Below are 17,225 nucleotides of genomic sequence, written 5' to 3'. Positions count from 1 at the left end.
TAACACAACTATTATAATCCTAGATATAAATGAATCGGTGAATTTCAATGTTGCGAAATCTTTGATTTTTTGCAACGTCTCTGTATATGGCTCGTAGCGTGCAAATTATGAAATTACTTTCGGATGAAGCACGAGCCAAATTTTTAAATTTTACTATTTATCTTTTTTATTGGAAATCGTCAAATTAAAAAATTTGGCGGACTAGCAAATATGCCTTAACTTCGTTTAATCAACTGACTAGCTATGAGCTATATACGTTGTTAGCCACAGTTATTCTTCCCGATATTCTTCGTAAATTCCAAATGCATCATCCTCGAATCTACTATCTGCATAAAATTCAAAATCCATAGTTTTAGATAAATCAGAATTATACTTCGCTGTTGGCTCAAAAAGTTTCATTTGGTCTAATTCATCCTTGTTCGGGTTTTTATTAATATTAAAATTGCCCATTTGTTTTAATCCTTTGAAAAATCTTTTAAAAATGTTTCTCATTGATTCCGAACTATTGTCAACTCCTATCCATTTCCTTTTAAGCTGTCCTGCAACATCTAAAGTTGTTCCCGAACCAGCAAAGCAATCTAAAACATAATCGCCCTCGTTTGAAGATGCATTTATTATCCTCTCAAGTAAGTTCGGATTTTTTTCTGTTGGATATCCTGTAATTTTTACGTTTTGATTTACTGAATCTTGAACATCAGTCCAAATGTCTTGAACTGCAACTCCTTTATTTTTATCAAACCAAACTTTTCTTCTTGGATTTCCAGTTGCTGACCAATATATATCTCCATTTTTATCAAAAACATCTAGTTTACTTGGTAGGTATTGCCAATGCTTACCTTTCGGTGGCATCATTCCTTTCCACATTTTTCCAGTTTCTCCATTACGAACTCCAGGTGCGTGAATGGGAACTTTCTTAAATCTTCTGCCTGTATTCTCATCAATACAAGGATATTCTTTTTTCATTTTTTCATCTGTCCAAACTAATGTTGCTCTGTTCCAGATATAATTTTCGGTTTTTGAATAGAATAATATGTAGTCGGAAATATTTCCGTAAGTGTTTTTTGTGTAATTTTTGTTACTACATTTTTTACGAGATATAAAACCTTTGAAATTTTTTGCTCCAAAAATTTCGTCCATTATCAGTTTTATCTCGAACGTCATATTATTATCTAAATGGACATAAATAGAACCATCATCAGATAAAAGTTCTCGCAAGAGAATAAGTCTTTTTCTTATAAACTCTATAAAATGACTTCCAACTAAATCGTCTTTATACGAACTTTTTTGATTTCTTGAATGAAAAACACTATTAGTTCCATAAGGTGGGTCGATATAAATCAATTTAATTTTATTCTTTAAATTTCGCTCGTGAATTAGGTGTTTTAAAACATCTAAATTATCTCCATTAAAGAGTAAATTATCTTCTCCATTTCCGAATATTTTACTATAGTTTTGTTCGGGAAGTTTATTTATAAGTTCGCTTGCCGAAGATTTACCTTTATATTGGATTTCATAACCAAAAGAACCATCGAAACTTTCATCCGTTATAATTGTAGTTTCTTCTTGCCAGTTTTTCTTTGTTATTCCTGTCGCCATAGTCTTAAGATTTTAGCCATTCGTAGGTTAATCTATCCATAATCATTCTCAAAGTAACGACTAGTATGTCGTCTGAATGGTCTTCGATATAACTATAGTCATTCCACATTGAACCTAGAAGCAAACCGGGACCATCATTAACAAAAATGATTTTAGTTCGTAAGTCTTTGCCTAAAGCATAAGCCAAAAGTTCATTAGAAGCATTTCTGTAACCGCCAGTTCTGTCATCTTCTTGCGAGCCACCTCTGTCTCCATCATATCTTGCAAATCCAATAGCTAAAATATCATCTCCTTCTTTTATCATAAAATCAACAGGTCTATCGGCTTTTGGATAATCCTCAAAGACATCGCCTAATCTAATATCTCGTCCAGCTCTTTCTGGACCAGTAATGTCAAGGTCAGGAAATTTACTTCTTAAAAGTTCAAACATTCTTTCTGTTAAATCATAACCTTTCTGACCTCTACTTTTATACTCCCATAATAGTGCGCAAAGTGCCTCATCTGGCATTGGTCTTGAAAGAAAGGCTTTCTGAACTTCAACAATTGGTCTAAATTCTTTTCCGAATTGGTCACATATCCATTTAGCTTTTGTTTTTTTCTTTAGCATTTCAACAGGTGTATTCGGACTAACATATTTTCTAAATATGCGACAAAGTTGGATTCTCATCCAAGGTTGTTTTGTGTCGGCAATCTGCATAAATAATCTTGAAGGACTTTCAGATTTTTTGAGAAGTTGACTAAATAGTTCAAGAACAGGATGATAAAGATTACAAGCATCTACTAAAATATCAGGATAATATTCTCCCGAAGCAAGAGTTATCCAATTCGCACCATCTTCTTTATAATCACTAAATTTTTTCATTCATTTTAATTTCTGCTAAAGATAGTTATTTGATTTTTTTCTTACGTAGTTCGAGTGTTTTTATAATTGTGGCTAACGTGCTTGTGTATGATTAGTTGCGTAGTTTAAGCACTAAAGTTAGCAAATAAATCACAGATAGAATATTCCGCAGGAATGTTCGTAAGTAGGCTATAACCAAGCAATTAATTATACACGGTGTTGTACATAGTTATTTATTCATTCTTAAACTATAAATTATTCCTCCAATTCCAATTATTAAAAAGATATATGAAAATTCCATTTCGGATTCTCTATTTTTATTATAATCTTTTAAGTCAAAATATTTTCGATGATTTGATGATAAGTATTTAATTCCAACTGCCTTGCTTTTTGATTCATTGATTGCTTTTTCGTATGTTTTTTTATTAACCTTTATAGTAATTTCAGATTGGTTTGTTTCCGTGTTTTTAAATAGTTCAGATTTAAAATTTACTTTAGCAATTCCTCCAATTGAAAATTTTACTGGTTGATTTTCGAGTAAGAAAGTCCAAAAATATGTTTTTTGAGTTCCACCAGAATATTCCTGTGTTAATTCAGAGTTTAGTTTTCCGTTGATAGTTAATAATTCAGATTCGCTTATTTCTCCATTATTAGAAAATTGAGCCCACAAAAATATTAAACACATAAATATTCCAAACCCTATGACAAATGGTCTGTCAGATTTTTTTCCTTCCTTTTTCTGCAGTCTTTTTTTATTAGTTCTTATTTTTTTTCTCTTACTCACAGTATGTTTTGAGTTCGGTTTTTAATTATGTACAACGGTTTTGTGTATGATTAGTGGCGTGTTTAAGCACCTAATTTAGCAAATAAAAACTGAATAGAAAATCCGCGAGGATTTTCGTAAGTAGGCGAGAACTAGCCATTAATTATACACGTTGTTACCCAACGTTTTTTATACAGTTTCTAATATGTACTCAATTTCTTTTTTCAGATACGGAACTTCAACTTTGTAATAGTTGTCATTTTCGGGATACATCACAATCAAATACATATTATCGACCGTCAATCCATAATTTTTTTCGAGAATATACTTGTATAAACTTTGTTGTAAACAATATCTATTGTAGCTCGTGTCATCAATGTGGCTTAAACCTCCTACACCTTGTTGCCATTGATTCTGTTCAATTGGTTGTCCACTAAAAGTATTTACAACTTTCTTACTACGTTTCCAATCGTAAATATCGTGATTAACTCCGTTTGTGACAATTAAGTCAATAGTTCCTGCAATGTTCAAACTATCATCATAAACTCTCCATTCGGAACGATAGGGTACTAAATCGTTGTGGTCGTTTATGAAATTCTGAAATTGGTCAAATTCTTCTGTTTCTTCGTAGTCAATACCTAAATAGTAATTTTCAATTTGTTCGTGAAGAAACGTTCCTTTATCTCTTGCTTTTTTTCCCTTATCTGCCCACATTTTGGCAACTTCATTTGCTGTCATTCCTAAAGATGAAGCTTTACGATTTGACCAATAAATTGAATCAAATTCTGGAAAAAATCGACCAATTATTGTGCTTGCTGATGGTGCTGGAACTCCATCTATAGTGTAGATGTGCTTTTCGGAATAGAATTTTATTCGCTTATCTTTAATGTGTTTATTTTGGTTGTTAAAACTAATATTTTTTCCAGTATCTTCTTTACCAAAGGAAGTAGAAACTACAAGTTTTTCTTCTTCGGTTTCTTGGTTATCAAAATCTCTTTTTAAAGTTTCTGTTCTTTCCTTAAGTTTCTTGAACTCGTGATTTAAGTATTGTTCTCTATATTTTGATTTCTCCCATTTTTGCGCTTGCACGACATCCCAAACAGTTTCTTTAGTGATTTTGTCAACTGAATTTAACTCGGTTGGTAGTTTAAAGGATGGTTTTATTAAAGATATAATGTTAGCAATATATTTTAAACATTCTTTTTCTTGAGTGTGTATTTGATACTCGGAAAATCTAATAACAATCCAACCTCTGTCCTTAAAATAGTTATCTCGATTTATATCATCTCCAATGCAATGTGTGGTCTGCCTTGTAATTCCTGCGTAAGGTTCGTCAATTTCAATGTCGATTCTAATGTTTTTATTGGAAGAATCAATAATAGCAATATCAGGTTCAAATGGTCTTGTGTTTTTTCCTGTATTTAATCTAATGTTGCCCGAAATTATAAAATTTTCGGCAAAGAAATATTCAACAGCTTTTTGGAAAGAATCCTCTTTAAATCCTCTTCTTTTTGTAGAACCTATTCTATGTGAACGAACAACACAGTTTTTATTTGGTATTTTAATTATTGGAAAGTCCTTTTCACTTTCTGCAAATTTTAAATCGTAATTAACGTATTTAATATCTGTTACTTCTTTTTTTGTTTCTTTAATAGGAAAAGGTAATTTTTCCTTTTTTATAGGTTTTTCAGTTTGTTTTACTTTAGGTGGATTTGTTTTTGGTTTGTAATCAATAGAAGGTTCCTTAATAACAGTAGTTTCTTTTTTAGTTTTATATTCTAAAGGTTTTGGCTTATAATCGTTGTGATTAGAAGGTTTATTTACAATTACTTTAGATTTTTGAACGACTGTCGGTTTTGAGATGTTTTGAATTTCTTCGCGATAAAATAGCGAATTAATGATATAGTCAAAAATCAACCCTAAAATCCAACCCCAAAAAAGTCCGTTAACTACTCCAATATAAATCCAAATCGTATCTTCTTTGGTTAGTCCATAAATAAGTCCAACAAGCCCAAATATCCACCAAGTTTTTTTTGAGATTTTAGATTTTTTGTTCATATGTTCAATGGTTGGTTTAAATGTTGGGTAACGGTCTTGTATATGAAAAGTAGCGGATTTTTAGCCACTAACTTTTCGGTTTATAACTGATCTTTATTTTATTATATATCTTTTCTTTAGACACTAAAACCGCTATTTTTTATATACGTTGTTGTGCCCAGTGCTTTATTTCTTTTTTTTCGATTTCTTATCGTTCAATAATGGTTCTGAATATTGATTATACAGGTCAAATAAATATTCAATTCTTGCATTTTCGTTCGTAAAGGCTTGTGGCCTATAACACAAATCAACCGCCTTATCCAGCTCTTGATGTGCTTTTACTAATTTAGGTGGCATAGTTAATGGGTCATATAAATCGGCTAAACTACTATTTGGAAACTCAGCACGCACATCTAATACTTTTTGCGCTTTATTTTCTACTTTCTTTTGGTTTTTATCACTTGGATTGAAAGGCCAAGGGAAATTATTATACACAATCTGAATTGAATATATATAGTCACTTTTCATTCTGCCACAAGTATATTTTAACCAAGTCATATGCATTAAACTGGTTATAACACCAAAATAATATGTATTGGCATCAGTAAGAGCTGAAACAGTATTATTTATTATGGTGTCAGGCATTAAGTATCCTATAGGAACATATTTTCTCCTTTCGGAAGAGACTTTTGGAATCACTAAAAACTCTGAATTTGGTTGCCTATCTTCGGAAAATAAAGTTGGAAATTCAGCCCATTTTTGAGTACGTAGTTTACTACTACTTAATCTAAAGTCTCTTACAGCTTTTATTTTTTCCATTACCAAAGGAATGTTTCGATATTCGGAAACTGGAACATCTTTTAGCCATAGACACCACCTCATATTATTATTAATTACGTCACCACCACCTTGAAATTTTTTAACAAATAACTTACTGTTAGGGTAGTTTTTTAATAAGAAATCTTTTTCCGCTTCAGTCAGCATAAAGTTTCCTTTGTCAGTACTTTCACTACCTCTTACTATTTCTTTTACATTGCATAAAGGTTTACTCCTTGAAATTGCAATAGAATTAGAAGCATCCACTAAATATGGATTAATGTTTTTAGCTATAATTTCGTGAGGCTCTCCATTAATGTCTTCGTATTGATATAATTTTTTAGTTTTTTTATCTGTGTTGCCAAAGCCAATTATTACAACGTGAACAGCTGCATTTGCTTTTGCTTCATTTTTCCAATTAAATGTTCTATGGGCGAAATAAATTGAAATTTTGAACTTATTGATTAATTCATTCCATAAAATAGATACTTGTTCTCCTTGAGTTATTGAATTGGTTGAAACAAAAGCTACCTCTATTAGTTTACTTTCAATAAATTTTGCTGCTTTTAAATACCAAGCTGAAACATAATCTAAAACACCAGCACCTTTAAGATTACCGAAGACTAATTTCATATCTTCCTTTTGCTCTTTTGTTTGGTTTTTAGAGCCATAAAATGGTGGATTACCTAGTATGAATGATAGTTCATTTTTCGATACTACATCTTCCCAATTTATTTGTAAAGAATTTGCGTGTACAATTTTGGCAGCTTTTTTTAATGGTAAACGAGCAAAATATTGTCCAAACTCTTCTGAAACACGCATATTCATTTGGTGGTCAATTAACCACATAGCAACTTCTGCAATTTTAGATGCAAATTCGTCATACTCAATGCCATAAAATTGGTCAACGTCTAACCAAAGAATAGACGAAACATCTAATACCTGTTCTCCTTTCTTAAACAGTTCTCTTAAAATATCAATCTCTAATAATCTTAATTCTCTGTATGTAATAATTAAAAAGTTACCGCTTCCACAAGCTGGGTCAAGAAATTTTAAAGTAGAAAGTTTGTGATGAAATTCTTTAAGTTTATTTGAATTAGATTTTACTTTTTCAAATTCCTCTCTTAATTCGTCAAGAAATAGTGGTTTTATAAGTTTAAAAATGTTTTTCTCGGAAGTATAATGTGCACCTAAATCTCTTCGCTCTTCTGGATTCATTACACTTTGGAAAAGCGAACCGAAAATTGCTGGCGATATTTTCCCCCAATCCAAAGCGGATGCTTCCAATAAAATGCTACGCATTTTAGAATTGAAAGATGCTATTGGTAAAGTTTCTTCAAACAATTTACCATTGACGTAAGGAAACTGGTTTAAATGGTCGTCTAGGTTTTTAAGACGTTTTTCTTTTGGTGTGTTTAGTACTTGAAAAAATTGAGCCATTAATGCACCTAAATCACTTCCGTCTTCATTTGTTTTTTGGTCCAAAAACTCCTTAAATATGTCTTTCTCAAAAATACTTGTATCATCTGCAAAAAGAATAAAAAGCAAGCGAACTAAATATACTTCTAAATGATGACCTTCATAACCAAACTCTTCGAGTTGGTCGTGAAGTTTACCCATTAATTCTGCCGCTTTTATATTTACAGGGTCTTCTTCTTTGAAAGTTCTTTTTTGATAACCAGCAATGAAGCCAAAGAGTTTTACATTTTTATACAATTCAGAAACGTGAAATTCATGTTCTGTATTTTCGTCAAGGTCAAATAATTTGATTTTGTCAAAATCTGAAACTAAAATATATTTTGGTAGTTCGTGTTCTTTTAGTCCAGGGAAATAGTCAGTTGCTTGTTCAAAAGCTTTGTCTAAACTTTTCCCTTTTGATTTATGTTCAACAAGTAAAGTGCCTTTCCAAAAGAGGTCAATAAAACCTTGGTTTCCACTTAGTTTTTTGACAGGTTCTTCAAATGTGGCAACTCGTCTGCGTGATATTCCAAAAACATTAAAAAAGTCGTTCCAAAAACTATCTTTTTCAGCACGTTCTTTTGTCTCATCTGCCCATTCATTTGAAAATTTTAAGGCTCTATCTTTTATCTCGTTCCAGCTTAATGCCATTCAGTTATTTTGTTTTTTGGTTTGTTTGATTCTCGAATTCAGTTTTTTTCGGCATTGGGTACAACGGTCTTGTGTATGAAACGTAGCGTGTAAAAAGACACTAACTTTTCGGATTTAGCACGAGCCGAATTTTTATTTTTTCTATTTATCTTTTAATTCCTAAATATACAAAAATAAAAATTTGGCGTACTTAATAAATAAGCAAAAACCTCTTGGAAAGCCTGTAGTAGCTATGTTTTATACACGTTGTTGTAAGTAGTGCTTTTTTCATTTTGGTTTTCCGATGTTTCTTATTTAGTTGAAATGTGAGCGTTGGCAAGACATACTCTTTTGTAATTTTGGGCTTGTGTGTTGGCTGAAGCGAATTGCAAATGTGTATGGCTTTTGAGCGTTGGCTTATGCTAATTTATATTCAATGCTATTTAGTTCACTTTTTGATTTTTCTCTTAATTCAAATGAGTTTTTTACTTTTTTGCTAATTTCTTTCATAGTTTTTTCATTTGGAATACTAATCAATAAATTTTTGAAATCATTATCAGAAATATTCGGTATTGCAGCTCCAGTTCTTAACATTGAAATTTGATTAAGAAAATATTCAGATTTTAAATAATAAAGTAAATAATATGGGTCGATTTTAAAATTTCGCAAAACTCTAAATCCATTTGTACAAATTGCACCATCAAATTCCGAGTTAACCAAAGCAGTTGCGTGTTTTCTTGAACCAATAGAATTACCAGCTATTGCTGTTATTATATCTCCTTTTTTTATCTCATAAGAAGCTCTACTTGGTAATTCGTAAACTGACATTGCTGTTGAATTTATAATTTCTAATGAAGGTGTATTAACATCAGACAATTCTACATATTCTACAGTCGAATTTTTATTTGCTAATTTTTTACTTTTACTTTTTATAACTTCTACAACATCACATAAACGAACTGCATTATTTTTTTCTATTAGTTCTATTAATTTTCTGTTTTTTGGTGAATAATAATCATAATCGAAACGTCCATTTAATTCATTGTATTCGATTGAATATGAATTGTCAGTTTCTATATTTTTAGCTTTGTGAAACTTTTTGTAGTCTCCAATTACTGTAGTTAAATCTTCATCAAGCAATGGGTTTTTGTTTTCGTCACGTAATATTTTACCAAAATCATCTTTTTGGTAAATTGGACTACCATTTTTATTTCCTTGATAGCCAATTTTTCTTATTTGGCTAAAAAACAATGGGTATTTTCTATCTACATTTGGTGTGTCTTTTTGGATGAATAGAAGTGAGGTTTTAACACCAGTACCATAAGGAATAAATGTTTCTTGAGGTAAGTTTACTATTCCTAATATTTTTGTTCTTTGTTTAATGTAGTATCTTAAATATTCTAAAGATGGATTTTCAAAATGACCATTTGGTAATACAATTCCCATTCTTCCACCTTCCTTTAATAAGTCAATACATCTTTCTATAAACAATATTTCTGCTACTTGACCAGTATGAAGTTTATCAGTTTTTATAAATTCATTGTCATTTGTTTTTTTCCATTTGTAACCTAAATCAAAAGAAGAGAGTATTTTTTTGTCAGATATTTTGCCAGCAGTTCCAAATGGTGGGTTTGTCAAAACAATATCAAACCCTTTAGATGCTTTGTCAACCTTCACTTTCAAAAGGACTTCATCATAATCTGTTAAAGAGTTGATGCATTTTACATTGGTTTCAACATTTGCTTCAAGAAGCAATTTCATTTTTGCAATTCTTGCTATACTTTTATTAATGTCTAAACCGTAAAGATTCTCTGAAACTACTTTTTCTACATTTACATTTTTATTATTATTTAAAATATAGTTAAATGAAGAATTAAGAAAACCACCACTTCCACAAGCTGGGTCAATTATAGTTTCGTTTGGTTTAGGTTGAATAATACTTACGCAAAAATCTATTATAGGTTCAGGTGTGAAAAATTGTCCTCTACCATCTTTTTCTTGATGAGATAAGAATTTTTGAAATGCTAAACCTTTGGCGTCATTTGAAGAATTAATTAAAGAAAAGTCTTGTAATTTATTTATGGTGTTAGCTAAAGATAAAGGACTTAATTTAATTCTATCTCCTTTGTCGAATAAATCAGAGTATTCTTTTATTGTACTTGAAAAAAGACTGTTTATTCTTTGAAGTAATTGTTCGGATTTTCTTGAAGTTTTTATTTGCTCGAATTCTGCTTCATCGATGTAGAATTGTTTATCTTTTTTCTTTTCGTCTATTACTTTGATAAAGAGTATTTTAATAAACTCTTCTAAAGTTTGTTGAGTTGAAAGTCCATCATTTGCATAAATAAAGTTGTGAATTTCTTCGAACTTTCTTAATAATTTATCTGTCTTTGTTAACTCAAAATCTGAATTTAATTTCATATATCACACATTTGTGACAAATATAGACACAAATGTGTGATAAAAAAATTATCTTAAATCTAATTGTGATTCCTCTATTTTTCGAGGAATAGGATTAGTTTGTTTAATGCATTCTTCAATATCTTCATACCAAGGATGTTGTAGTTTTAAATCATCTTTTATTCCCGGAATAATATAGTCAATATGATAATTTTGATATAAATGTTCAGGACTTGTTGGCGAATGAGAAATGTTATTAGGATTCATAAAGACAAACTTATGCACTCCAATTCTTTGAAATAAATCAACGCACATAATATTAAATTCTGTTACTAAAGGTGCAGCTTGTTTTATGCCAGTAAAAGGTGCTGTTCTATTGCTTGGTGCGTGAGTTGCAAGCATTCTAATTGGTCCTTGTAAATTTAGATAAGATTCCGTAGTTAATGATTTTTCGTCAAGACTGTCAACCCATTTCCGTAATTCTTTTACATTTTCCCAATATCCAATTAAATTAAAAGCTCTTGCTCCAGGTGTTTTTTTATCCCATTTAAAATCAGGATATTTTTTACCTACATTTTTAGCTTCCCACTTTTCCTTTGCTTTTGTGTATCTGTTAAAGCCATTTTCATACGCTTTTTCAAGATAGTCTGCTTTAGGAAAAGCAAGACTTTTTAAGTGTCTGTATAGTTTGTCTTTAGTGTCTAAAGTAAAAAGGTGTTTTTCTGTGTTTGTTTTTATTCCTTTATTTTCAATCACATACCATTCATCTTTTGTATTACCTTTTTTTCTGATGTAAAAATCTCCTCTTGCATCATCACTTTTTGCATTATAACCACCTTCAGGTTTTTCTTTAATGCGATAAGCTTCAAATCCAATGGATTCAATAAAATCTTTAAATAATAATTCGCTTAAAGAACCGTGAATGTATCCTTCGGCTCCTGGGCTCATTTTCATTACTTCAACAAACTTTTGTTCATCTACTCCAAATTTTCTTTTGATATAATCATTCGTGCTTTCCATATTCCTCTATTTTTTTAAAAAGTTCTGAAAGAGAAATTTGAAGTGTTTCGGAAAGTCGTTCAATTATTTTTAGAGAAATATTTCGTTCTCCTTTTTCTATGTCGCTTATGTAGGTTCTGTCAATATCAGATTGGTTAGCTAAAGACTCTTGAGAAAGTCCTTTTTCAAGTCGAAGTTCTTTTAATACAAGTCCAAATTTTCTTTGCAAATTCATTTTACAAAAATGGAAATATGTAGACAGTTGTACAACGGTCAATTGTCCTCATTTTTATTCGAGCGTTGGGAAATTTTAGCTCTTTTGGTTTTTTGAGCGTTGGAATTGTGTGTTGGCAAAAACCGAAAGTGCTAAAATATGCGGCTGGTTTTTCAGTTCAAATGTTGATGTTTAGCACGATTTCCGCATTACTTACAACGTTTTTGTATATGGTTTGTTGCGTGTTTCAAGCAACTAATTTAGTAAATAATTACCGACCAAGAAAGGCCGCTAGGACTTTCGTAAGTAGGCAATAAGCCAGCAATAAATTATATACGGTGTTAGCCACAGTACTTATTTCCACCAAATTGATATTCCATCAAATTTTGCTTTGCTCGGAATTTTTGATTTTTCAATTCCATTTCCATTCCACCAACCATCTTGAAGCTCGGTTTTTTTAATAGAAAACCAAGCATTAATATGATTAACATCTATTACAATATGTTCCATATCAGGCGAAATTTTGTCGGTAGAATAAAACTTTGCTAAATCTCCAAAAGTTGAATTTAAACCAATCTTTTCTGTTGTTTTAAATCTTTTGTCTAAAATTAAAATTCGATTGATTTCCGAGTTTGTATTTCCGCTCTGTTTTGGCGTTAAAACCAATATCTTTTTTCCGTTAGAGTCATAAATCTCATAATCGTCATAAGTGTCGTCTGCAAATTCTCCATATCCGACTTTTTTCTTAATTTGTAGTTTCGGGATTGTGTTATAAACATCAGAAATAGACATTCCTTTAGAGAAAATTCCAACTCGATTTTCTGAAATGTGAAAATTGTCAAAAGTATAACCAGTTTGTTTTTTAATTGGTTTTGCTTGTTCTTCCGATTTTATTGCAGTTTTTGCGGTTTCTTTCGGTTTTTCAATTTCCTTTGGGTTATTTATTTCAACTTCTTTGGAATCAGAGTTTTGTTCTTTTTTTGTCAGTTCTAATTCTCTCTGCAAAAGTTCATTTTCCTTTTGAAGTAATTGTTTTTCCGTTTTTGAATTTGAATTACAACTTACTAAAAATGTAATTAAAATGGCTCCTAAAATCTTCTTCATAGTTCTGTTTTCGTATTGTGGCTAACTGTTATATATAAGCAATATACATAAAAACCATTAACTAACTATACCTTATGGGGTGTATATGAGAACTTTTTTGTGAAATTTTATGTATTGCGATTTTAGGTGTATATGAGAACTTTTTTTAATTAAACGTTTAATATCGGCTAGTGCTTCTATTATTTCTAGGTGTAAAAAAGACCAACACAACTGGTTGGTATAATAGGTGTGTGTGATGGTGTAAGGAGTTGGTTGGGTGTTCTGCTTTCGCGCAAGCGGTATTTTACTATCTTATGTATTATGTATCTAGACTGTAGGGTAGGAGCTGCTGTTTAATAGGTATTAAAATGTTGGGTCTGGCTGTTTGCGCTGGTCTGATTTCATACGGCTCAGTGCAGTCGATTTATTCCCTGTTAAGAAGAACCTGCTGTTTCTGCGATCTATAGGTGTTCAAGTTAAAACTCATGGTAAAACTTTCTAGATTGCGCTGAAAATGTAAGGTGGTGAAGGAGATGTCTTTATTTGCAATATCATGACAGGCATAGGTATATGGCGATAGAGGTGTTCTAGACCTTTGTTGGAATCAGGCTAATAAGTAATTAGGGATTCTTAAAGTGCTTCATTTATTTTATCCTATAGATGGCTTTATGTTTTTCATGGCTATGGAATAGAGTAAATTTAGTATGCAATAGGAACAAATTAAAGTTTTATAGTGTAGAACTACGGCAACAGGTAATAATTATCGATAGAGTTGAATTATTGAATACTCTCCGTTATTTTTATTACATAGTACAGGATTTTATTTTATGGAAAATATTTTAGTTCGCTCTTCATCGTGAAATGATGCAAAACCAATGTGACAAGGTGATTTTTTTGGAAGATTTTTAAATTCTTCCTGTCGGGCAACAGCAGCAATTATATCTTCAATGATATAATAAAATATTAGAATGATTTGATGATAGTCGTCACCGATTTGCTCCCACGCGTTCTCGCCATTAACATCAAAATAGGTCTTGAAGAAGTTATCATTATCTATTGCTGAATCATTCATTAAACAACCATTTGCAAAAGCATTTTCAAAATTATTATCTGGCATAAAATCAACTTCAATATCACTTCCATACTCATTCCAACATATGTCTATTACACCTATTTTATCAATATTGTTTTTTTTAAGTTTTTCTATATTTACTTGACCTAAGAAGAGTGTAAGGTAAATGAAACAATTTTCAGCTTCTTTTTCCCAATCAACTTTTTGAAGAGTCAATTTGTTAGATTCATTTTCTACGCGTGTGGTTAAAAGATCATTTAAATTTGTATAAAACTTTTTAGAAAGTAATTTTTCCATGATTTTTCTTAATTTTTCAGTAAGAGCAAGAGGTATAATGCGTGTAAGGCTTTTTCTAGGCGTGCTGTTATTTTATTTATCATTCTAGATGTGAAGGTACAAATTATTTTATAATTAGTGTGCCTGACTAGTAGCTCTAGGAATGTGTCATTAATTTTAAACTAAATCTCTAGAGAGTCCGTTATTAATGATAGTGTATATGTGGTGGACTGTTATTAAACTCAATTAGTATACATTTTAAAGCTGGACGTGCTCGTGTATGAATAGTGGTGTGATAAAGTACGTCACATAGATACTTAACTAAGTCATAATTATACACGACCTGGTCACGGTTTTAAATATGAAACGGATCTGTTTTTTTACAAAAGTTATTTTTGAGCAAATGTTAACATTTACTTATAACAAACTAAGATTATCAAATTAACAGTTTTAAGCACGTGGTTTGCGAGTTGTTTTTTATTCTTTTTATGGGCAACTAGACTTAATTTTTAGAATTTGTTTCTTTATAGACAGACTGGTTGTAATTATATTTTTGGTTAATTTTGCTTGTATATTCTTTCTACTTACCGTTTTAAAAATCGACTTAATTTAACCTAAAGTATTTTTCTATTACAGGAAAATTATCTTTTATATATATATGATATTGGGTGGTGTTCAGGTCTATTTTAAGGGTGTCTCTAGTTGTTTTAGGGATATTAAAGGATACTTTATCATTATGTCTAGTAAGGTAAATAGTATCTCTTCTAGGTAGTTGCTGTATAAGTTTGTCTGTTACATCTATATTAGAATATTTTAAGATGCTATATAATTGTTTGTTTTTAAATTGTTTAGGATAATAACAGGTTGTTATGCTGTATAGGTTATCGGTAGATTTTACATTGAAACAATTCGAACTGTTTTCTTGCTCTCCTTTAATTGATTTATTTTCTGTTATTTCTTTTTTAAATTCTGGGTAAGATTGGTATTGTAAATCTGTTTTTTGACTTTTATATAGCGCTGTGTTTGTAAAGTTAATAAACTCCTTTTTTGAATAGTATGAATGGCCTGTATTAGAAATAAGTGCTGAATAAATTAAGTATTCCTCCTTATCTAATCCTTTTATTATGGGAGCATCATATATCATGTTATTTTCTACCCAGTAGTCGTCAACTAAATGAGTAAAATAACTATCTCCTAAAATATCACTTTCGTTATGTGCTAGAACATTGTAAAAAGCATTAGTGACTTCTTTTTTAAAGATTTCTTCTTTATTATTAATAAAATAAAACACAAAAGAAGATCCGTTTGTATCTATGGGTAATTTAGAGACGTTTTCAATATATGGCATGTATTGATATAGGTGCAAGGAACCAGTTTTATTATAATAACTAATACCGGTATCTATTTGTAAATCTTCTGACGTAGGGTAGATAGAGTCGTATTTTACTTGCAACTTTAAAAGTTCTTTATCTTTAGTTTTATTTTTAGGCTCTATATAGTTTAAAATGTGTTTTTTAGAATATATAGCTTGTTCTTGTTCTCCATCAAAATAACTAAGTTTACTGTAGGCAATATATTTACCTTCTTGCATTTCTTCTGGAAATAATGGAAGGTTTTCACTTTTCCATCCATTTTGGTAGTCCCATTTTGCAACATGATAACCATCTTTTAAATTATAATTAATATTATTGTCATCATAGAGTTCTACAACTTTAGGGTCTAGTTCTAAAAACTGATGCTCATACATTGTTTGTGTTAAAATTTCATTCTTATCAGATACATAAATATTTTCATGTTTATAGTCTGGTAATATAATAGGGAGGTCTAAATTGTTGTGAATTTCGCCAGAGTGCAATTCTAGATCATCAGATAATCCAAAATCAAGACCAATGTCTTGTGATGCGGGAAATGTAGATTCATACATGTTTTTTAAATCTTCTAACGAATAAGATGCTGCTGTAGGAAGTTGTACCGTATGAGTGGTTAATGGGTTCTCTTTAAAAATATGATAAGCTGTCGTACCATTCCAAAAACATTTTTTTGCATCCCAAAATCCATCAAATCCTATATACGCCTCGTTATCTTCATACGCATCTGTATAAGATGGTGTGTAAATACTATTTAGGTTATCTATAGTTTGCTTTACTTTATTTTGAATGGTGCTGGAAAGTGTATAAAAATAAGGAGAAACACGAATGCTGTTAGTTCCTTCTAATTTATTATTAATCTCTATTTTTATCATTTTTTCGTTAGAAAAAACATAGATAGATGTCTTTTTTGTGCCATACTCGATAATGTTTTCTTGCGTAAAAATTATAGGAGTTATCATACCATTATCGTCTACCGTATCAAAATTACAAGCATGGTTTAAAAATTTATATTTTACGTCGTATCCACCGTAGTAATCAACTGGATAATTTTCTGAAAATTTATTAACTATCTCGTAATTGTTGCTAGAATTGTTATCGTTACTAAGTTTTTTTAACAAATAAAAGTTGATGCGAGAGTTCGGGAAATCAGGACTTTTAGGTATTACCCTATCTTCAGTAAAAACGGCAAAGTATTCATCTCCTAAATTTTTATATTTTTCAACTCTTGTAATAGGTAAAAAAATATTTAATTTAATTCTATCGTTTTCAGTAATAATATCAGAGAATTTATCAGAATCGATTGTGGTATGTACTTCTTGTAAATACTTCTCGTTATTTTGTAGCTCAGTTTCTTTTTTAACTAGTACAGAATCATTGAGTGCAGGGCTTGTAATTACAGGAGTAACTTGTTTAGTTTCCTTTTTAAAATCACAACTAGAAAAAAGATTAATAGATAAAAAGGTAAAAGCATAAAATATTATTTCTCTCTTCATAAAGCTCAAATTATTTTGTCTAAAAGTAGTATTTATTTTTACAGTGTGTAGTTGATTGTTTTATCAAAAAATTCATTACAAGTAACCTATTAAATTAATAAATTGAGTTAGTCATTTAATTGCCGTATATTAACGCCTTTAAAACATTGAATATGCAGCAAATAGAAGGTCAAGATA

The 17,225-nt window shown here is 30.5% G+C and carries 11 protein-coding genes; all 11 read right to left on the bottom strand.

From position 1 onward, the window contains the following. Positions 1-270: 270 nt before the first annotated feature. Complete coding sequence (locus tag Q0838_RS13435) at positions 271-1,596, bottom strand: site-specific DNA-methyltransferase (RefSeq protein WP_298956171.1); 1,326 nt, start codon at positions 1,594-1,596, stop codon at positions 271-273. Positions 1,597-1,600: 4 nt separating this feature from the next. Next, positions 1,601-2,458: a hypothetical protein gene (locus Q0838_RS13430; RefSeq protein ID WP_298956170.1), complete on the bottom strand. Its 858-nt coding sequence runs from the start codon at positions 2,456-2,458 to the stop codon at positions 1,601-1,603. Between the two features lie 208 nt (positions 2,459-2,666). Beyond that, the gene (locus tag Q0838_RS13425) at positions 2,667-3,221 is read right to left on the bottom strand and encodes a hypothetical protein (protein WP_298956168.1); all 555 of its coding nucleotides are present in this window, start codon (positions 3,219-3,221) and stop codon (positions 2,667-2,669) included. A gap of 168 nt (positions 3,222-3,389) precedes the next feature. Continuing rightward, complete coding sequence (locus tag Q0838_RS13420; RefSeq protein WP_298956167.1) at positions 3,390-5,258, bottom strand: hypothetical protein; 1,869 nt, start codon at positions 5,256-5,258, stop codon at positions 3,390-3,392. Positions 5,259-5,423: 165 nt separating this feature from the next. Then, the gene (locus Q0838_RS13415; protein WP_298956165.1) at positions 5,424-8,162 is read right to left on the bottom strand and encodes a DNA methyltransferase; all 2,739 of its coding nucleotides are present in this window, start codon (positions 8,160-8,162) and stop codon (positions 5,424-5,426) included. Positions 8,163-8,558: 396 nt separating this feature from the next. Continuing rightward, positions 8,559-10,562 (bottom strand): N-6 DNA methylase, encoded by a 2,004-nt coding sequence (locus tag Q0838_RS13410; protein ID WP_298956163.1) that lies wholly within the window; start codon positions 10,560-10,562, stop codon positions 8,559-8,561. Positions 10,563-10,610: 48 nt separating this feature from the next. Beyond that, the gene (locus tag Q0838_RS13405) at positions 10,611-11,561 is read right to left on the bottom strand and encodes a hypothetical protein (protein WP_298956162.1); all 951 of its coding nucleotides are present in this window, start codon (positions 11,559-11,561) and stop codon (positions 10,611-10,613) included. After that, on the bottom strand, positions 11,545-11,775 hold the full coding sequence (locus Q0838_RS13400) for a helix-turn-helix transcriptional regulator (protein WP_298956160.1): 231 nt from the start codon (positions 11,773-11,775) through the stop codon (positions 11,545-11,547). The genes Q0838_RS13405 and Q0838_RS13400 overlap by 17 nt, the downstream gene beginning before the upstream one ends. 333 nt (positions 11,776-12,108) lie before the next feature. Further along, positions 12,109-12,858: a hypothetical protein gene (locus Q0838_RS13395; protein ID WP_298956158.1), complete on the bottom strand. Its 750-nt coding sequence runs from the start codon at positions 12,856-12,858 to the stop codon at positions 12,109-12,111. Between the two features lie 799 nt (positions 12,859-13,657). Continuing rightward, positions 13,658-14,206 carry a hypothetical protein gene (locus Q0838_RS13390; RefSeq protein ID WP_298956156.1) on the bottom strand — a complete coding sequence of 183 codons (549 nt, stop codon included), beginning with the start codon at positions 14,204-14,206 and terminating at the stop codon, positions 13,658-13,660. A gap of 583 nt (positions 14,207-14,789) precedes the next feature. Next, a complete protein-coding gene (locus Q0838_RS13385) occupies positions 14,790-17,048 on the bottom strand; it encodes a hypothetical protein (protein ID WP_298956154.1) in 2,259 nt (752 codons plus the stop codon). Positions 17,049-17,225: the final 177 nt, after the last annotated feature.

The sequence above is a fragment of the uncultured Nonlabens sp. genome, assembly GCF_947495285.1.
Classification (GTDB): domain Bacteria; phylum Bacteroidota; class Bacteroidia; order Flavobacteriales; family Flavobacteriaceae; genus Nonlabens.
Note: the sequence above shows the minus strand (reverse complement) of the source record. Positions and strands in the feature narration are given on the sequence as shown.